General features: G+C 68.5%; 20 protein-coding genes. 12 read left to right on the top strand and 8 right to left on the bottom strand.

The features are described from left to right. Window positions 1-11: 11 nt before the first annotated feature. From argF to queE, 4 genes are all read left to right on the top strand, one after another. The gene (argF, locus tag B2515_RS11105) at window positions 12-929 is read left to right on the top strand and encodes an ornithine carbamoyltransferase (protein ID WP_293876274.1); all 918 of its coding nucleotides are present in this window, start codon (window positions 12-14) and stop codon (window positions 927-929) included. A 150-nt stretch (window positions 930-1,079) separates the two neighbouring features. Beyond that, the gene (locus B2515_RS11100) at window positions 1,080-1,991 is read left to right on the top strand and encodes an Hsp33 family molecular chaperone HslO (protein WP_293876273.1); all 912 of its coding nucleotides are present in this window, start codon (window positions 1,080-1,082) and stop codon (window positions 1,989-1,991) included. A gap of 227 nt (window positions 1,992-2,218) precedes the next feature. Continuing rightward, a complete protein-coding gene (gene queC, locus B2515_RS11095) occupies window positions 2,219-2,917 on the top strand; it encodes a 7-cyano-7-deazaguanine synthase QueC (protein ID WP_293876272.1) in 699 nt (232 codons plus the stop codon). A gap of 4 nt (window positions 2,918-2,921) precedes the next feature. After that, a complete protein-coding gene (queE, locus tag B2515_RS11090) occupies window positions 2,922-3,554 on the top strand; it encodes a 7-carboxy-7-deazaguanine synthase (protein ID WP_293876271.1) in 633 nt (210 codons plus the stop codon). Between the two features lie 34 nt (window positions 3,555-3,588). On the opposite strand, the gene B2515_RS11085 is transcribed toward queE, so the two are convergent. The 3 genes from B2515_RS11085 to lipB form a co-directional block, all read right to left on the bottom strand. Beyond that, the gene (locus tag B2515_RS11085) at window positions 3,589-4,326 is read right to left on the bottom strand and encodes a hypothetical protein (RefSeq protein ID WP_293876270.1); all 738 of its coding nucleotides are present in this window, start codon (window positions 4,324-4,326) and stop codon (window positions 3,589-3,591) included. A 185-nt stretch (window positions 4,327-4,511) separates the two neighbouring features. Continuing rightward, window positions 4,512-4,775, bottom strand: a complete 264-nt coding sequence (locus B2515_RS11080) for a hypothetical protein (protein ID WP_293876269.1) — start codon at window positions 4,773-4,775, stop codon at window positions 4,512-4,514. A gap of 88 nt (window positions 4,776-4,863) precedes the next feature. Next, entirely contained in the window at window positions 4,864-5,541 is a 678-nt protein-coding gene (gene lipB, locus B2515_RS11075) for a lipoyl(octanoyl) transferase LipB (RefSeq protein ID WP_293876268.1), read from the bottom strand. 138 nt (window positions 5,542-5,679) lie between these two features. Between lipB and B2515_RS11070 the strand changes: the two genes are divergently transcribed. Beyond that, complete coding sequence (locus B2515_RS11070; RefSeq protein WP_293876267.1) at window positions 5,680-6,525, top strand: hypothetical protein; 846 nt, start codon at window positions 5,680-5,682, stop codon at window positions 6,523-6,525. After that, complete coding sequence (locus B2515_RS11065) at window positions 6,522-7,271, top strand: hypothetical protein (RefSeq protein ID WP_293876266.1); 750 nt, start codon at window positions 6,522-6,524, stop codon at window positions 7,269-7,271. Before B2515_RS11070 ends, B2515_RS11065 begins: the two co-directional genes overlap by 4 nt. Here B2515_RS11065 and B2515_RS11060 read toward each other — a convergent pair. Both B2515_RS11060 and hemF read right to left on the bottom strand, forming a co-directional pair. Next, window positions 7,241-7,843, bottom strand: a complete 603-nt coding sequence (locus B2515_RS11060) for a GNAT family N-acetyltransferase (protein WP_293876265.1) — start codon at window positions 7,841-7,843, stop codon at window positions 7,241-7,243. The genes B2515_RS11065 and B2515_RS11060 overlap by 31 nt on opposite strands. A gap of 16 nt (window positions 7,844-7,859) precedes the next feature. Further along, a complete protein-coding gene (hemF, locus tag B2515_RS11055) occupies window positions 7,860-8,702 on the bottom strand; it encodes an oxygen-dependent coproporphyrinogen oxidase (protein ID WP_293876264.1) in 843 nt (280 codons plus the stop codon). Between the two features lie 75 nt (window positions 8,703-8,777). Here hemF and B2515_RS11050 point away from each other — a divergent pair, with 75 nt between their 5' ends. Then, a complete protein-coding gene (locus B2515_RS11050) occupies window positions 8,778-9,503 on the top strand; it encodes an AcvB/VirJ family lysyl-phosphatidylglycerol hydrolase (RefSeq protein WP_293876263.1) in 726 nt (241 codons plus the stop codon). 223 nt (window positions 9,504-9,726) lie between these two features. Here B2515_RS11050 and B2515_RS11045 read toward each other — a convergent pair whose 3' ends face one another. After that, a complete protein-coding gene (locus tag B2515_RS11045; RefSeq protein ID WP_293876262.1) occupies window positions 9,727-10,188 on the bottom strand; it encodes a tRNA (cytidine(34)-2'-O)-methyltransferase in 462 nt (153 codons plus the stop codon). Window positions 10,189-10,367: 179 nt separating this feature from the next. Here B2515_RS11045 and petA point away from each other — a divergent pair, with 179 nt between their 5' ends. From petA to B2515_RS11020, 5 genes are all read left to right on the top strand, one after another. Next, complete coding sequence (gene petA / locus B2515_RS11040) at window positions 10,368-10,949, top strand: ubiquinol-cytochrome c reductase iron-sulfur subunit (protein ID WP_414711387.1); 582 nt, start codon at window positions 10,368-10,370, stop codon at window positions 10,947-10,949. 11 nt (window positions 10,950-10,960) lie between these two features. Further along, window positions 10,961-12,247: a cytochrome b gene (locus B2515_RS11035; protein WP_293876261.1), complete on the top strand. Its 1,287-nt coding sequence runs from the start codon at window positions 10,961-10,963 to the stop codon at window positions 12,245-12,247. A gap of 24 nt (window positions 12,248-12,271) precedes the next feature. Beyond that, on the top strand, window positions 12,272-13,114 hold the full coding sequence (locus tag B2515_RS11030; RefSeq protein WP_293876260.1) for a cytochrome c1: 843 nt from the start codon (window positions 12,272-12,274) through the stop codon (window positions 13,112-13,114). 143 nt (window positions 13,115-13,257) lie between these two features. Continuing rightward, the gene (locus B2515_RS11025) at window positions 13,258-13,788 is read left to right on the top strand and encodes an adenine phosphoribosyltransferase (RefSeq protein WP_293876259.1); all 531 of its coding nucleotides are present in this window, start codon (window positions 13,258-13,260) and stop codon (window positions 13,786-13,788) included. A gap of 96 nt (window positions 13,789-13,884) precedes the next feature. Further along, window positions 13,885-14,574, top strand: a complete 690-nt coding sequence (locus B2515_RS11020) for a hypothetical protein (RefSeq protein WP_293876258.1) — start codon at window positions 13,885-13,887, stop codon at window positions 14,572-14,574. A 249-nt stretch (window positions 14,575-14,823) separates the two neighbouring features. Here the strand turns inward: B2515_RS11020 and B2515_RS11015 are convergent, their stop codons facing one another. Both B2515_RS11015 and B2515_RS11010 read right to left on the bottom strand, forming a co-directional pair. Further along, window positions 14,824-15,270: a MaoC family dehydratase gene (locus B2515_RS11015; protein ID WP_293876257.1), complete on the bottom strand. Its 447-nt coding sequence runs from the start codon at window positions 15,268-15,270 to the stop codon at window positions 14,824-14,826. 11 nt (window positions 15,271-15,281) lie between these two features. Continuing rightward, entirely contained in the window at window positions 15,282-16,595 is a 1,314-nt protein-coding gene (locus B2515_RS11010) for an alkaline phosphatase family protein (protein WP_293876256.1), read from the bottom strand. Between the last annotated feature and the right edge of the window lie 213 nt (window positions 16,596-16,808).

The raw sequence follows: 16,808 nt of genomic DNA, 5'->3' as shown, positions 1-16,808 counted from the left end.
AAGGAATTACGATGCGTCATTTCCTGAACCTGTCCGATGCCGGCGCCGATGGCGTCGCCGCGATGCTGGCCGATGCGATCGACCGCAAGGCGGCGCGCAAGGGCTTTCCCAAGGGGCGTGCCGATGCCGACGCGCCGCTCGCCGGCCATGTGCTGGCGATGATCTTCGAGAAGAATTCGACGCGCACCCGCGTCAGCTTCGACATGGCGATCCGGCAATTGGGCGGCACCTCGATCGTCATGGATGCGGGGTCGATGCAATTGGGTCGCGGCGAGAGCGTCGCCGACACCGCGCGCGTGCTGTCGGCCTATGTCGATGCGATCATGATCCGCACCGACGATCACGCCAAGGTCGAGGACATGGCGCGCTACGCCAGCGTGCCGGTCATCAACGGGCTGACCGATTTCTCGCATCCCTGCCAGATCATGGCCGACCTGCAGACGATCCTGGAGGACGGCAAGGCGCTGCCCGGGCTCAAGGTCGCATGGCTCGGCGACGGCAACAACGTGCTCGCCTCGCTGATGGAGGCGGCCGGGCTGATGCAGTTCGACGTCGTCGCCGCCTGTCCGCAGGGCTTCGCGCCGCCCGAGCGCGACATCGCGCTGGGGCAGGGGCGCGCCCGCGTCGTCGCCTCGCCGCAGGAGGCGGTCGCGGGGGCCGACGTGATCGTCACCGATACGTGGATCTCGATGGGGCAGGCGCATGCCGAGACCAAGCTCGCTGCGATGATGCCCTATCAGGTCGACGAAGCGCTGATGGCGCGGGCGAAGCCCGATGCGCGCTTCCTCCACTGCCTGCCCGCGCATCGCGGCGAAGAGGTGGTCGATGCGGTGATCGACGGCCCGCAGTCGCTGATCTGGGCGGAGGCGGAGAATCGCCTGCACGCGCAGAAGGCGGTGCTGCGCTGGGTGTTCGGGCAGGTCGGGTAGGCTGAGCCGTTCGCTGTCTCGTTCCCATTCAATCGTCATCTCCGCGCAGGCGGGGATGACGAGCATGAGGGAGGACCGGGGGTCGAGACTGCGGGGCTGGTGCAATCCACCCAACTTGACCCCTCCGGCCGCGCATCCCATCTCACGGTCATGCAACAATCCACCACCGACCTCGATCGCGCGCTCGGCTTCGCGATCCCCTCCCGCTCGGCGCGCGGCCGGGTCGTGCGGCTCGGCCCGGCGCTCGACCGGGTGCTCGCCGCGCATGCCTATCCGCCCGCGATCGAGGCCTTGCTCGCCGAGGCGCTGACGCTCGCCGCGCTGATCGGCTCGACGCTGAAGGACCCGACCGGCCAGCTGACGATGCAGACGCGGACCGAGAATGGCGTCGTCCAGCTGCTCGTCTGCGACTATCGCGGCGGCGAGGTGCGCGGCTATATCGATTACGACGCCGACAGGCTCGCCGCGGCGCCCGAACAGCCGACGCTGTTCGCGCTGTTCGGACAGGGCTATCTCGCGATCACCTTCGACCTCGCGACCACCGGCGAACGCTATCAGGGCATCGTCCCGCTCGACGGCGAGACGCTGTCGCAGGCGGCGCAGAGCTATTTCATCCAGTCGGAGCAGATCCCCAGCCTCGTCCGCGTCGGCATCGCCCGCGACGGCGAGGGGCGGACGATCGCCGGCGGCCTGTTCCTCCAGCATCTGCCCGAGGGCGAGGTCGGGCGCGAGCGGCTGCACACCCGGCTCGACCACCCCGAATGGGAGCATGTCGAGGCGCTCGGCAGCACGACGGGGGCCGACGAACTCGCCGATCCGGCGCTGCCGCTCGAAACGCTGGTCTGGCGATTGTTCAACGAGGAGGAGGACGTGCGCGTCCTCGCCTCCACCCCGCTGTCGCGCGGCTGTCGCTGTACCGGCGACTATATCGCCAGCGTCCTGTCCAAATTCTCGATCGAGGAACGGCGCGAGATGGCGGACGACAGCGGCTTCATCCAGGTCGACTGCGCCTTTTGCGCGACCAAGTTCCCGGTGCCGGCGGAGGCCGATCCGGTCGCCTGAAACGATCCGGCCAGATCCGACTCGGTTCGTCGCATCGGGCGGCAGGGCCGGGAACGAACCGCCTTAGGATGATTTTAACCGATACCCCCTTAGATAAAGCGTGTGCACATTTTCGAATGGCGTACGCTTTTCTCCCTTAAAGAGCGGGTTCGCTCTTCCCCTTCAAAGGGCCGCCTCATCCGCGGCCCTTTTCTTTTGGCCGCCATGGGTCTAGCGCCGCGCGGATCATGACCACCAAACCCCTGGCCGTCGTGCTCGTCTCCGGCGGGCTCGATTCGATGATCTCCGCCGCCAGCGCGCGCGAGGCGGGCTATCGCCTGCTCGCCCTGTCGGTCGACTATAACCAGCGCCATCGCGTCGAACTCGCCGCGGCGCGTCGGGTCGCCAATGCGCTGGGCGCCGAGCGCCATATCGTCCTGCCGCTCGACCTGTCGGCGTTCGGCGGATCGGCGCTGACCGACGATATCGCGGTGCCGAAGGACGGCGTCGGCACCGAGGACGGCGGCGGCATTCCCGTCACCTACGTGCCGGCGCGCAACACCATCTTCCTCAGCCTCGCGCTCGGCTGGGCCGAGGCGGCGGGCGCGCGCGACCTGTTCATCGGCGTCAACGCGCTCGATTATTCGGGCTATCCCGATTGCCGGCCCGAATTCATCAGCGCGTTCGAGGGGTTGGCGGAGATCGCGACGAAGGCCGGGGTCGAGGGGGAGCCGTTCAAGATCCACGCGCCGCTGCAGCATATGACCAAGGCGGATATCGTCCGCGAGGGCAGGCGGCTGGGCGTCGACATGGGGATCAGCTGGTCGTGCTACGATCCGGCGCCGGGCAGCCTGCATTGCGGCACCTGCGACAGCTGCCGGTTGCGGTCCAAGGGCTTCCAGGAGGCCGGCATCCCCGACCCGACGGTCTACGCCGTCCAGCCGTGATCCGATGAGCTACGCGGTCAAGGAGATGTTCCTCACCCTGCAGGGCGAGGGCGTGAACGCGGGACGGCGCGCGGTGTTCGTGCGCTTTGCCGGCTGCAACCTGTGGAGCGGACGCGAACAGGATCGCAGCACGGCGGTCTGCCGCTTCTGCGACACCGATTTCGTCGGCACCGACGGGCTGGGCGGCGGCAAGTTCGCTGATGCCGCGGCGCTGGTCGCGGCGGTCGCGGGCTTCTGGGGCGCGGGGACGGACGAGCGGTTCGTCGTGCTGACCGGGGGCGAACCGATGCTGCAGATCGACGATGCGCTGGTCGATGCGCTGCACGCCGCCGGGTTCCGCATCGCGGTCGAGACCAACGGCACGCTGCCCGCGCATCCCGGCATCGACTGGATCTGCGTCAGCCCCAAGGCGGGCAGCGTGGTCGTGCAGCGGTCGGGCGACGAACTGAAGCTGGTCTGGCCGCAGGCCGGCACCGATCTCGACGAGGTGGAGCGCTGGGACTTCGCCCATCGGCTGCTCCAGCCGATGGACGATGCGCGGGGGCCGGCGAACGTCGAGGCGGCGATCGCGGTGGTGATGGCGCGGCCGCACTGGCGGCTGTCGCTGCAGACGCACAAATATCTGGGACTGCGGTAGCGCGACATCCTCCCCGTGCCGGGGAGGATGGATATCAGCGCAGCGCGGTTTCGGTGCCGGCGGGCTTGGCGGTCGTCGCGACCGCGGTCACGCTGGCCGGCGGCCAGGCGAAGACGCCGCACTTCTTGACCACCCATTCGCCCTTCTTGTTCCAGCAGATCGGGTCGAAGCGCGGCTTGGAGGCATAGTCGCGGCCGAGATAGCGCTGGAAATGCTGCTCGCCATAGGGCGTCAGGCTGTTGCGCAGCTCGCGGATGCGCGCCATCGCCAGATCGCCGAAGCTGCCGCGGGGCACGAAGGTGGCATCGCGGCCGATCTCGCTCGCGGTCTGGCAGAAGCCGAACTGCGCGGCGACGGTGGCATAGCCCGAATAGGTGCGCGTGCCGAACTGGTCGAGCGCTGACTGGCCCTCCTTGGGCGTCTTGCCGGTGCGCTTGAAATATTTGGTCAGCGTGTCGAACGAGCCCTTCAGCTCCGCCTCATGATCCTTCAGCACCGCATTGTAGTTGTTGACGGTGAGCAGGGTCGGCTCGAACTGGCATTGCAGCGCCGCGACGTTGAGCGCGGCGCGCATGCTCCACGCCATCGCCGCGCGCAATTCGGCCTCGCTGGCGCCGGGCAGGGGCTGGCCGAGCCCGTCCTCATGGCCCTTCACCGCCTCGCCACGGAAATCGTGCGAGCGCAGGAAGAACTGGGCCGAGGCAGGCGTCGCCACCGCCATCAGGCCGAACGCCGCGCCGCCAAGCGCCAGCGCGGTACGCAACTGGGTCATTTCCAACTTCCTCCCGAACGGGCATTTATCGGGCGATTCTAGATGGTTTTGAGGGCCGACCCAATCCCCGATTCACCATGACGGGATAAAAAGCGACGAACCGCGCCAAGACACTGGAACCAAAAGAAAAGGCCGCCCGGTTGCCCGGACGGCCGTTTCACCACCGTAATAACCCGGAAGGGCTATTACATCGCGTTGGTGGTCATCGTGTCGTTCGACATCATGGTGTCGTTCGACATCATCGTGTCGTTGGCCATCATGCCGCCGTTCATGCTGCCGTCGACGGCAGTCATGTTGTCGCTCATGGTGCCCATGTCGTCGGTGGCGTTCATGTCGGTGACCATCGTGTTGTCGGTGGTCGTTTCGGTCTTCGGACCACAAGCCGACACGGCGAGGGCGGCGCCGGCGATCAGCGAGCCGGTCAGGACCTTGGAGATGAGTGCACGCATTGGAAGCTCCCTAGATAGAGATTTGGACGGCTTGCTGGCCCTTTAATACCCAAATCACAGTGGACATTAATCGCATAACGTCCCGCCCTCAAGCCTCGTTTTCCAATCCCGGCCCTTCGGCAGTGCAGGAAAGCGACGAGAGGAAGGCCGGAACAGTCAACGCAAGCGCATCGTCAAAGGTTGCGAGCGCGGGATCGCGGCCGAGCGCGGCGAGGCTGGTGACCGGATATTCGGCCAATCCGCAGGGAACTATGCCGTTGAAATGGTTGAGGTCCGGCGCGACGTTCACCGCCATGCCGTGCAGGGTGATCCAGCGTCGCACGCGCACGCCGATCGCGCCGATCTTCGCCTCCGAGCCGCCGTCGCGCGTCCAGATGCCGACCCGGCCCTCCGCCCGGAATGCTGCAATGCCATATTCCGCCAGCGCGGCGATCGCCCAGCCCTCGACCGCGTGGACGAAGCAGCGGACGTCGCGGCCGCGCCGGTTGAGGTCGAGCACCATGTAGACGATGCGCTGTCCGGGGCCGTGATAGGTGTGCTTGCCGCCGCGTCCGGTGGCGACGACCGGAAAGCGCGGGTCGATCAGGTCGGCGTCGGAGGCGCTGGTGCCCGCGGTGTAGATCGGCGGATGCTCGAGCAGCCAGATCAGCTCGCGCGCCTCGCCCGCCAGCACCGCGGCGGCGCGTGCCTCCATCGTCGCCAGCGCCGCGTCATAGGCCGTCAGCCCCGGCGATACCCGCCATTCGATCCCGTCCACGTCCGTCATCGCCGCCATGTGAGCGAGCGGGGGCGGGGTTGCAAGACGGCCCGCCGCGCCGGCCCATGATCCATGGCCCGTGCGCATGGATGGCCAAGCCGCGGTGCTTGGGCTAACCGGGCGCACGTACGGCAATCGGGGTGCCAGATGGTCAAGATGGGCAATGTGTGGGATCGCACCATGGAGGTGCTGAACGGGCGCGGCGGCATGCTCGCCGGGATCGCGGTGCTGACGCTGTTCGTGCCGGGGGTGATCTCCGCCGCTTATGCCGCCTATGCGACGCCGGGAACGGCGACGGCGGCGATCGGCGCGCTGCTCGCGCTGGCGACCTCGGTCGCGGCGCTGTGGGGCCAGTTGTACGTCATCGCCGCCGCCAGCGATCCGGGCACCGATCGCGCGTCGGCGCTGCGCGGCGCCAACGGCCGGTTGCTGCCGGCGCTGCTGCTCGCGCTGGCGCTGGTCGCGATCATGCTGGTCGCGCTGCTGCCCGCGGCCGTGCTGCTGGCGATGGCGGGTTTCGACTTCGCCGCGCTGTCGCAGGGCGCGACGCAGGGGACGGTGGCGCCGGGGCCGGCGCTGCTCGCCTCGCTCTATGCGATCGTCGTCCTGATCGTCATGCTGTTCGCCGGCGCGCGCCTGCTGCCGCTCTATGCGGTGGTGCTGCACGAGCGGCTCGGCCTCGGCGCGATCGCGCGCAGCTGGCGGCTGACCCGGCGGCATACGTGGCGGCTGGTCGGCGTGGTGCTGCTGTTCCTGATTGTGCTGATGATCGCGACCAGCGCGGCGCAGTCGGTCGGCGGCCTCGTCTTCCGCATCATCCTCGGCGCCGATGCGCGCGCCACCGTCACCTTCGTCGCCGCGGTGATCGCGCAGGCGGTGTCGACCGCGCTGACGCTGATCGCCATCGTCTTCTCGGCGCAGCTCTACGTCGCGCTGGTCGCGCGGGAGCGGCTGGTGCGCGAGCGCGCGGCGTTGGGGGCGGTCGCGGCGTGAAGATCACGCTCGCCGCCTTGCTGAGCGACGCCTGGGCGCTGTTCCGCCGCGACGCCGACCTGCTGCTGCGCGTCGCCGGCATCTTCGTCTTCGTGCCGACCTATGCATTGCTGCTGCTGGTCGGGCCGCTGCCGCTGCCCGATGCCGCCATCGCCGAGCCGCAGGCACGGGCGCAGGCGTGGATGACCGCGCTGGACAGCTGGGTGGGGGATTACGGGCTGGGGTCGGTCGCCGCCTATGCGATCACCTATTTCGGGCTGGCGGTGGTCTATTGCCTGTTCCTCGATGCCGGACGGCCGACCGTCGGGGCGGCGGTGCAGCGCGCGGCGCGGCGCTTCCCGCGCTTCATCCTCGCGATGGTCGCCGTGTCGATCCCGGCGGGGGCGGGCATGTACATCCTGCTGCTGCCGGGCCTGTGGCTGATGAGCCGGTTCATGCTGGCGGGGCCGTTGCTGTTCGCGCAGCCGCAGCTCGGGGCGATGCAGGCGGTCGGCCGGTCGTGGCGGATGACGCGGCCGGCACAGCTGTCGCTGCTCGGCGCGATCGTCACCGTCTATCTCGCCGCGATCCTCGCGGGGCAGCCGTTCATGCTGCTGTCGCGCTGGCTGGGCGGCGAGGGCGGCGGCAATCCGGTCGGCGTCGCGCTGGTCGAGGCGCTGGCGGCGGGCGTCGCGACGCTGACCCAACTGGCCGGCGCGCTGATCGCGATCGCCGGCTATCGCCGGCTGTCCGCCTCCGCCAGATAGGGAATGTGTGCGCCCGCCTCGACGGGCAGCAGCCCCAGCGCGCGCGGATCGGGGAAGGTCTCGATCGTCCGCCGCACCGCGACGAAGCCCTGCGCACGGTAGAAATTGAGCGCCGACGGATGGTCGAGCGTGCAGGTGTGGACCCAGACGCGGGCGACGCCCGGACTCCAGGCGCGCGCCATCGCCTCCGCCATCAGCCAGCGGCCATGGCCCTTGCCCGCCAGTTCGGGCACCAGTCCGAAATAGGACAGCTCGCAGGCGCCGGCATGGCGCCGGTCGAGTTCGAGCAGGCCGATCTCGATCCCCGCCCGGTCGAGCACGGCATGGACCTGCACCCCCGGATCGTGGACGATCGCGGTCAGCGCGGCATCGTCCATCGCCAGCCGCGAATACCACAGCCACGGGCCGCCGACCCGCCGGAACAGCGCCCGGTATTTCGCCGGATCGGGCCGTTCCCAGCGCACCAGCCGCAACGGCGCGGCGGGCAGGGGGCGCAGCGGCGGGCGCCGCGTCATCTCCAGCGAGGTGACGATCGTCGCCAGTTCGCCCGGATCGACCGGGATCAGCGCCACGGCGTCATTCCCCCGGTCATTCCCACGTCGCCAGCGGCGGCAGGCTCATCAGGATCGCGTCGATATTGCCGCCGGTCTTCAGCCCGAACAGCGTGCCGCGGTCGTAGACGAGGTTGAATTCGGCGTAGCGCCCGCGCCAGTTGCGCATCGCCGCCACGTCCGCCGCGTCGAAGGCGTCGTGCATCCGCCGCCGCACGATTCGCGGATAGACGTCGAGGAACGCCTCTCCCACCGCGCGGGTGAAGGCGAAATTCGCGTCGAAATCGCCCTCGAGATGGTCGTAGAAGATGCCGCCGACGCCGCGATGGACCTTGCGGTGCGGGATGTAGAAATAGTCGTCCGCCCATGCCTTGAAGCGCGGGTGATAGGCCGGATCGTGCGCGTCGCACGCCGCCTGCAGTGTCGCGTGAAAGTCCGTGGTGTCCTCCGCCACCGGCAGCGGCGGGTTGAGATCGGCGCCGCCGCCGAACCAGCGCTTCGTGGTGACGAGGAAGCGGGTGTTCATATGCACCGCGGGGACGTGCGGATTGGCCATGTGCGCGACGAGGCTGATCCCGGTCGCGAAGAAGCGCGGGTCGTCGCCGGCGCCATGGATGGTCTTGCCGAACTCGCCGTCGAGCAGGCCGCCGACGGTCGAGACGTTGACCCCGACCTTTTCGAACACCTTGCCCTTCATCACCCCGCGCACGCCGCCGCCGCCCGGCGCGCCCGAGGGATCGGTGCGGTCCCAGGCGAGATAGTCGAAGGCCGCATCCGATCCCGCCTCGCGCTCGATCGCCTCGAACGCGGCGCAGATGCGGGTGCGCAGCGATTCGAACCAGGTGCGGGCGGCGGTCTGTTCGGCGTCGAGGGTCAGCATGGCGGTGCTTTAGCCAGTCCGGCGCGGGGAAGTCGAGCGCTGGCCAAGCGCACGGGGGGCTGGCAAGCCGCCGCGATGAGTCGATCGCGCGCATCCCTGTTCCGCCGCCTGTTCCGGGGCCTGCGCGTCGCCGCGGTCAGTTCGGCCTTCGTCTGCGCGTTCGTCGCGGCGGCGGGCTATTTCGATACCGATCCGGTCCATGTCTATCCCGCCGTGCCGCCGGCCGCGGACGTCGCGGTGGTCAACGTCTCGGGCGACATGGGGCTGCGTTTCCTGCTCGGCGCCTCCACCTCGCGCGGGCTGACCGAACATCATCTGCCGGTCGTCGGCATCGCCTCGCCCGCCGTCTTCCGCCAGCGGCGGACGCGGGCGGAGGTGGATGCGTTCATGGCGGACGTGGTCCGCACCGCGCTGGCGCGAACCGGCAAGCGCCGGATCGTGGTGATGGGCCAGTCCTATGGCGCCGACATCGTCCAGACCGGCCTTGCGCACCTGCCCGCCGACTTGCGCGCCAGAGTCGCGGCGATCATCCTCGTCCTGCCCGGCGATTCGGTCTGGTTCCGCGCCGACCCGACCGGCTGGGCCTATCGCGGCACGCCCGACAGCGTCGGGGTCGCCACCGCGGACACGCTGACCTGGGCGCCGCTCACCTGCATCTACGGCGTCGAGGAGGAGGACAGCCTCTGCCCCCTGCTGCGGGTGCCGGGGGCGCGGATCGTCGGGATGCCCGGGGGGCATAACATCCGCCACGACGAAGCCGGGTTGCTGCGCCGCGTGCTGGCGGCGATCCGGGGTGTCTGAGATTTTTTTGTTCACGCGAAGGCGCGAAGACGCGACGAGAAGGAAGAAGGGGGTTCGCGCGGAGACGCGGAGACGCGGAGGGGTGTCGTTCGGGGTAACGGCGTCCGCGAGCGCCGCCGACTTGCTGTCAGGATGAGGTTCGAAAGGCTGCGCCGCCCACGACCCCTCCGCGTCTCCGCGTCTCCGCGCGAACCCCATTCTTCTTCGCGCCTTCGCGTGATGCCTAACCCGGCCAGCCGCCCGTCTGCCGCAACGCCTCGGCCGCGACGATCGCGGCGGATACCGACAGGTTCATCGACCGCAGTGCCGGCGCCATCGGAATGACGACCCGCGCATCGGCACGGTCGTGGACCGACTCCGGTACGCCCGCGCTCTCGCGGCCGAACAGCAGCACGTCGTCAGGCCGGAACGCGAAATCGTGCAGCGGCGTCGCCCCGCGCGTGGTCAGCAGCACCAGCCGCCCCGTCGCCTGCCCGGCGAAGGCGTCCCAGTCGGCGTGGCGAGTCAGCGCGACATGGTCGATATAGTCCATCGCCGCCCGCGCGACGCGCTTGTCGTCCCACTGGAACCCCATCGGCTCGATCAGGTCCAGCGCGATGCCGAGGCAGGCACAGGTGCGCATCACGGCACCGACATTGCCGGCGATATCGGGTTGATAGAGCGCGATGCGCAGGGCGGTCGTCATGGCCCGCGTCCTAGCGCCGTGGCGGCCCGTGGTAAAATGCTGTTGGCAAAGCGATGGCGTGCCGTCTATCAGGCCAGCAGCCCGCCGTGGGGATGGTAGGGCTCGGTGGGCGCTGAAATCCCGACTCCTCACGGCGGTGAGGCGTTCCTCCGCGATAAAAAAGGTTAGGGCAGAGACGAATGGCGACTGACAGCATGGTTCCTCCCGGTGAATCGCCGGAGCCGTTCCACGAGGAAGTCCACGATCCCCGCCGCCGCGATTTCATCAATATCGCCGCCGTGTCCTTTGTCGGTGTCGGCGTGCTCGCGATCGTGCTGCCGCTCGTCAACCAGATGAACCCGTCGGCCGACGTGCTCGCGCAGTCGACGACCGAGGTCGATCTCTCCAAGATCCAGCCGGGGCAGGCGATCAAGTCGCAGTTCCGCAAGCAGCCGCTGTTCGTGCGCAACCTGACGCCCGCGGAAATCACCGAGGCGAATGCGGTCGACGTCGCCTCGCTGCGCGATCCCCAGACGCTCGCCGACCGGACCAAGCCGGGCAAGGAGAACTGGCTCATCACGCTGGGCGTCTGCACCCATCTCGGCTGCGTACCGCTGGGCGCGGGCGAGGGCGAGAACAAGGGGCCGTTCGGCGGCTATTTCTGCCCGTGCCACGGCTCGGCCTACGACACCGCGGCGCGCATCCGCCAGGGTCCGGCGCCCAAGAACCTGGTCGTTCCGGATTACACGTTCAATTCCGACACCGTCGTGACGGTGGGTTGAGGTAGCAGCAGATGAGCTTTCCCTGGGCCAAGCACTACGAGCCGAAACAACCGCTGATGCGGTGGCTCGACGAGAAGCTGCCACTGCCGCGCCTCGTCTATAACGCGGTCGGCGCGGGCTATCCCGTGCCGCGCAACCTCAACTATTTCTGGAACTTCGGCGTCCTCGCCGGCGCCGCGCTGGCGATCCAGATCATCACCGGCGTCGTGCTGGCGATGCATTACGCCGCCAACGCCGGCGTCGCCTTCGGCTCGGTCGAGAGCATCATGCGCGACGTCAACGCCGGCTGGTTCCTGCGCTATGCGCACGCCAACGGCGCGTCGATGTTCCTGCTCGTCGTCTACATCCACATCGGCCGCGGCCTCTATTACGGCTCGTACAAGGCGCCGCGCGAGATGGTGTGGCTGCTGGGCGTCGTCATCTTCCTGCTGATGATGGCCACCGCCTTCATGGGCTATGTGCTCCCCTGGGGGCAGATGAGCTTCTGGGGCGCGCAGGTCATCACCGGCTTCTTCTCGGCGATACCGTTGGTGGGCGAGACGATCCGCGTCTGGCTGCTCGGCGGTTTCGCGCCGGACAATGCCGCGCTCAACCGCTTCTTCTCGCTGCATTATCTGCTGCCGTTCGTGATCGCGGGCGTCATCATCCTGCACATCTGGGCGCTGCACATTCCGGGGTCGAACAACCCGACCGGGGTCGAGGTGAAGGGCGAACAGGACACCGTCCCGTTCCACCCCTATTACACCGCCAAGGACGGCGTCGGCGTCGGCGTGTTCCTGCTGATCTTCGCGCTGCTGATCTTCTTCAGCCCGAACCTGCTCGGCCACCCGGACAATTACATCGAGGCGAACCCGCTCTCGACGCCCGCGCACATCGTGCCGGAATGGTATTTCCTGCCCTTCTACGCGATCCTCAAGAGCTTCACCGCGAACTTCATCCTCGATGCGAAGCTGTGGGGCGTGCTGGCGATGTTCGGCTCGATCCTGCTGCTGTTCTTCCTGCCGTGGCTCGACACGTCGCCGGTGCGCTCGGCCAACTATCGCCCCAAGTACCGCATCTTCCTCGGCATCCTGCTGATCGACGTGCTCGTGCTGGGCTATGTCGGCGGGGCGGAGGCGAATGCGCGCAACGTCATCATGGGCCAGATCGCATCGGCCTATTATTTCGCGCACTTCCTCATCATCCTGCCGTGGGTCGCGCGCTCGGAGCGGCCGCGCCCGCTGCCGAACTCGATCACCGAAGCGGTGCTGGCGAAGCAGGGCGGCACCAGCGTCACGCACAGCGCAGCGCAAGCCTGAACCGACTGGGGACATCAGACCATCATGCCTCGCATCATATCATCCCTGGTCGGCGCAGCCTTCATCTTCGTGCTGGCGCTCGCGCTGTTCGGCACGGTCAAGACCGCGATCCAGGAACCCGCCGCCGAAAGCGCCGAGCACGTCTTTCACCTGCATCCCGAGGATATCGGGCTGTCGTCGAACGGCTTCTTTGGCAAGTACGACAACCAGCAGCTGCAGCGCGGCCTCCAAGTCTACAAGGAGGTCTGCTCGGCCTGCCACAGCCTGAAGTACGTGGCGTTCCGCGACCTCACCAAGATCGGCTATTCGGAGGCCGAGGTGAAGGCGATCGCCAACCAGTGGGTGATCGAGCAGCCGTCTATCAACCCGGAAACGGGCGAAGCGGCGACGCGCAAGAACGTGCCGAGCGACCACTTCCCGTCGCCCTTCGCGAACGAGGTTGCCGCGCGTGCCGCCAACAACAATGCGCTGCCGCCCGACCTGTCGCTGATGGCGAAGGCGCGTCACGACGGCTCCAACTACATCCATGCGCTGCTGACCGGCTATCGCGCGCAGCCGGCGGCGCTCATCAAGGAATTCCCGGGCGCGAAGACGCCGGAGGGGCTCCACTACAACCCGTATTTCGCGAACCTCAACATCGCGATGCCGCCGCCGCTGACCTCGGACGGTCAGGTGACCTATTCGGACGGGACCAAGGCGACCAAGGACCAGATGGCGCGCGACGTGTCGGCGTTCCTGACCTGGACCGCCGAACCGAACCTCAACACCCGCCACGCTGCCGGTGTCGCTGTTGCGATCTTCCTGCTGATCTTCTGCTTCCTCGCATGGGGCGCCTATCAGAACGTCTGGCGCGACGTGAAGCATTGATCGCTGCGCCTGCGGGCGCGCATGACATGAACGGAACGGCGGTCGGAGGATGCTCCGGCCGCCGTTTTCCTATGGGCGATCCTGCCCGTGCGGACGGGAGCGTACGGTTGACCGCGGCCATCCGCGGCATCACAGCACGCGCCATGAACGACGATCTCAAGGCGCTGGTCCGGACCATCCCGGACTTTCCCCGGCCCGGCATCCAGTTCCGCGACATCACGACCCTGCTGCTCGACCCCGCCGGCTTCGCCGCGACGATCGCGCGGATGGTGGAAGCCACCGTCGGCCCGGTCGATCTCGTCGCGGGAATCGAGGCGCGGGGCTTCCTGTTCGCCGCCGCTCTGGCGGTGCCGTTGCAGGCGGGCGTGCTGCTGATCCGCAAGGACGGCAAGCTGCCGGGCGCGACGATCGCGGAGGATTATGCGCTCGAATACGGTCAGGACCGGATCGCGATGCACGCCGATGCGCTCGTCCCCGGGCAGCGCGTGCTACTGGTCGACGACCTGATCGCGACCGGCGGCACCGCGCGCGCGGCGATCCGCCTGCTGCGCAAGGCGGGGGCGGCGATCGAGCAGGTCCAGTGCGTCATCGACCTGCCCGACCTCGGCGGGGCGGACGCGCTGCGGGCGGACGGAGTCCGCGTCGATGCCCTGATCCGCTTCGGCGGTCATTAACCGTTCAGCCGGAACTTGCGACGATCCGCCCTCGTTGAACGACGATCGGCGCGTATTGGCCTCAATGCTCGCGCCCCTCGATGACGGGAGAGCATCATGTTCCTCAAGCGTATCGCCCTGTTGGGCGTCATCCTCGGCGCCGGGTTCGGCACCGCGGCCTGTACCGACGGCTATGGCTATAGCGGCGTCGCGATCGGCTACGGCAACGGCGGCTATTATGGCGACGGCTATGGCTATGCCGATCCCTATTACGGTGGCGGCTACGGCTATGGCGCGGGGTCGAGCTATTTCGGCTGGTACGGCGACTATTATTATCCGGGCACCGGCATCTACGTCTACGACCAGTATCGCCGCCCCTACCGCTGGAACGACGGCCAGCGCCGCTATTGGGAAGGACGCCGCAACGGCTGGCGCGGCGACCGCAACTTCCGCAACGACTGGAACGGGTTCGATCGCAACACCAACCAGTGGCGCGGCAATCGTGGCGACGGCCAGTGGCGCGGCGACCGCGGGCCGGGCTATCGCGGCGACGGCATTCGCGGCGACGGCGTTCGTGGCGATGGCGTTCGTGGCGATGGCGTTCGTGGCGATCGCGGCAACTGGCGCGGCAATCGCCAGAACTTCTCCGGCCAGCCCGGCGGCACCCCGCGGGCGGTGACGCCGCAAGCGGTGCCCGGTGGCGGCCAGCGCACATGGGGCGGCAATCGTGACACGGGAGGCAACCGGAGCTGGGGCGGCAACCGCGGTGGCGGTCCGCGCGGCAACGGCGACCGTGGTCGTCGCTGATCCGCGGTGACGGCGGGTTGCTGGTGAGAAAAGGAGATAAGGGGGTTTGCGCGGAGGCGCGGAGACGCGGAGGTGTCTTGAGCGGCGCAGCCTTTCGAACCCCGTTCAGGGGGTAAGCCGGCGGTGCTTGGGGGTGCCGTCACCCCGCGCGCAACCCTTCCGCGTCTCCGCGTCTCCGCGCGCGCCCCCCTTCTTTCTGCCCTTCACGCCTCCGCACATAATCCCCGCGGGGGAGGCAGTCGTTCCGGCCTACCGGTCTCGCGTCTCGACCAGGCCGTTCGACACGAAGGTCATGACCATCACGTCGTCCTGGTTGAAGACCGCCATGCGGCTCTTGAAAATGCCCATTTCGGGCCGGCTGGCGGAGCGCCGCTTTTCGAGCACCTCGCTTTCGCAGCGCAGCCGGTCGCCTGGATAGACCGGCGTCAGCCAGCGCAGTTCGTCGATCCCCGGCGACCCCAGTCCCGCCTGCGCGTTCGCCTTCAGATGCGCGACCAGCATTGCCATCGTCATCGCGCAGGTGTGCCAGCCGCTCGCCGACAGCCGGCCGAAATGGGTTTGCGCGGCGGCTTCGTCGGAGAGATGGAACGGCTGCGGGTCGTATTTCTCGGCAAAGGCGATCACCTCCTCGCGGGTGACCGCATAGTCGCCGAAGCTGGCCTTCGTCCCGACTTCGATGTCCTCGAAATATTGCATCGCCGGCTCTCCTATCGTTTCAGCACCTGCCTAAACGGTGCATCGTCGCCGTCCAGTCCCGTCGCCGCGGGCAGGCCGAGCAGGTCACGCAGCAGCGGATTGATGGCGGTGTTGTCGAAGCCCGACAGGCGCTTGCCGCCGACGAAGACGGGGCCGTTGGCGACGAACAGCGCGGCCATGTCGGGCGCGCGATTATCGTAGCCGTGCGCGCCGCCGTGGAAGGCGTCGCCGCTCGCGGTCTTGAGGATCAGCCAGCCCGGTTCGGCGAGGCAGACATAGGGCGGGATGCGCGGACTGGTGCCATAGCGGAAACGCGCCGGCACCGCGCTTTTGCGCCAGCAGGTCATGTGCGCGTGCGGCTTGAGCAAGGCCGCCTCCAGCGCCGCGGCGCGACCGGCGGCGGGGAACAGGGTCGCATAGGGGCCGCTTTCGAGCAGGCGGTAATCGGCCGGATCGGCGACCCGGTCGAGCGAGATCGTGCGCGCACCGTCGGTCGCCGCCATGCCGTGATCGGCGACGATCACCAGATTGGCGGGCTGGCGCAGGTCGCGCAGGCCCTGCACCAGTCGGCCGATCTGCGCGTCGACATCGGCGACCGCCTGGGTCGTCGCCGGCGCCTGCGGGCCGTTGGCGTGGCCGGCGCTGTCTACCGTGTCGAAATAGAGCGTCACGAAGCGCGGGCGCATCGCCGCCGGGCGACGCATCCAGTCGATCACCGCATCGACCCGCTGCGCGCCGGTCACCGCCTGGTTGAACTGCTGCCAGTCCTCCGGCCGGGTTGCGTTGGCGATCGCGCCATGGCTGTCAGGGATGATCGTGCCGCCCCAGCCGACGTTGGCGCCGGGCCAGAACATCGTCGCGGTGCGCACGCCCGCTTTCTCGGCGGTCACCCAGATCGGCTCGGCGGCGTTCCACCAGAAGGGATCGTCGCTCGCCATCGTGAAGACCTCGCCGGGGCGCGCCGGGTCCTCCATCCGGTTGCCGACGATGCCGTGGTGGTCGGGCACCTTGCCGGTCACCAGCGTCCAGTGATTGGGGAAGGTGACCGAAGGGAAGGACGGCCGCATCGCCGCGGTGACGCCGCTCGCCGCCAGCGCCGACAGGTTCGGCGTCACCCCGCGGTCGAGATAGTCGGGCCGGAAGCCGTCGATCGAGACGAGGATCGTCACCGGCGCCCCCGTCGTCCGCGGCATCGGTGCCGGCGGCAGCGCGGCACCCGACGCGGGCGGGGCCGGCTGCGTCACCGGCGACAGCGCCGGCGGCGTATAGGGCAGCGCGCACGCGGCGAGCGACAGGGCCGAGAAAGCGAGGGGAATCAGTCTCACGAGGCGATCGTCCCGAACGTGGAGGGCAGGACGGCCTTACGCGCGACGAGGGGGGCGCCACAAGGCGGCGGTGGGGATGGGATTCCGGTGCGTGCCGTTAGTTCGGGAGCGGCAGGTCACCGGAGGGGCTGGGGGTGGGCGTCGGTCAGGCGATACGGAGGGTTCATGTCGGTCCGGGGCCGTATCGTCAGGCCTCGACCCACCCCCGGCCCC

Origin of the sequence: Sphingomonas sp. UBA978 (assembly GCF_002292295.1) — a bacterium.
Lineage (GTDB): Bacteria > Pseudomonadota > Alphaproteobacteria > Sphingomonadales > Sphingomonadaceae > Sphingomonas.
The sequence above is the reverse complement of the archived record's forward strand: the minus strand, read 5'-3'. Positions and strand labels throughout refer to the sequence as shown.

What these genes read in the sequence shown, in the direction of transcription:
- B2515_RS11045 (WP_293876262.1), bottom strand. Translation starts at nt 10,188, where the DNA reads ATGACGACCGCCCTGCGCATCGCGCTCTATCAACCCGATATCGCCGGC.
- argF (WP_293876274.1), top strand. Translation starts at nt 12, where the DNA reads ATGCGTCATTTCCTGAACCTGTCCGATGCCGGCGCCGATGGCGTCGCC.
- B2515_RS11015 (WP_293876257.1), bottom strand. Translation starts at nt 15,270, where the DNA reads ATGCAATATTTCGAGGACATCGAAGTCGGGACGAAGGCCAGCTTCGGC.
- B2515_RS11025 (WP_293876259.1), top strand. Translation starts at nt 13,258, where the DNA reads ATGAACGACGATCTCAAGGCGCTGGTCCGGACCATCCCGGACTTTCCC.
- B2515_RS11070 (WP_293876267.1), top strand. Translation starts at nt 5,680, where the DNA reads ATGGTCAAGATGGGCAATGTGTGGGATCGCACCATGGAGGTGCTGAAC.
- petA (WP_414711387.1), top strand. Translation starts at nt 10,368, where the DNA reads ATGGCGACTGACAGCATGGTTCCTCCCGGTGAATCGCCGGAGCCGTTC.
- queE (WP_293876271.1), top strand. Translation starts at nt 2,922, where the DNA reads ATGAGCTACGCGGTCAAGGAGATGTTCCTCACCCTGCAGGGCGAGGGC.
- lipB (WP_293876268.1), bottom strand. Translation starts at nt 5,541, where the DNA reads ATGACGGACGTGGACGGGATCGAATGGCGGGTATCGCCGGGGCTGACG.
- hemF (WP_293876264.1), bottom strand. Translation starts at nt 8,702, where the DNA reads ATGCTGACCCTCGACGCCGAACAGACCGCCGCCCGCACCTGGTTCGAA.
- B2515_RS11030 (WP_293876260.1), top strand. Translation starts at nt 12,272, where the DNA reads ATGCCTCGCATCATATCATCCCTGGTCGGCGCAGCCTTCATCTTCGTG.
- B2515_RS11035 (WP_293876261.1), top strand. Translation starts at nt 10,961, where the DNA reads ATGAGCTTTCCCTGGGCCAAGCACTACGAGCCGAAACAACCGCTGATG.
- B2515_RS11020 (WP_293876258.1), top strand. Translation starts at nt 13,885, where the DNA reads ATGTTCCTCAAGCGTATCGCCCTGTTGGGCGTCATCCTCGGCGCCGGG.
- B2515_RS11085 (WP_293876270.1), bottom strand. Translation starts at nt 4,326, where the DNA reads ATGACCCAGTTGCGTACCGCGCTGGCGCTTGGCGGCGCGGCGTTCGGC.
- B2515_RS11080 (WP_293876269.1), bottom strand. Translation starts at nt 4,775, where the DNA reads ATGCGTGCACTCATCTCCAAGGTCCTGACCGGCTCGCTGATCGCCGGC.
- queC (WP_293876272.1), top strand. Translation starts at nt 2,219, where the DNA reads ATGACCACCAAACCCCTGGCCGTCGTGCTCGTCTCCGGCGGGCTCGAT.
- B2515_RS11050 (WP_293876263.1), top strand. Translation starts at nt 8,778, where the DNA reads ATGAGTCGATCGCGCGCATCCCTGTTCCGCCGCCTGTTCCGGGGCCTG.
- B2515_RS11100 (WP_293876273.1), top strand. Translation starts at nt 1,080, where the DNA reads ATGCAACAATCCACCACCGACCTCGATCGCGCGCTCGGCTTCGCGATC.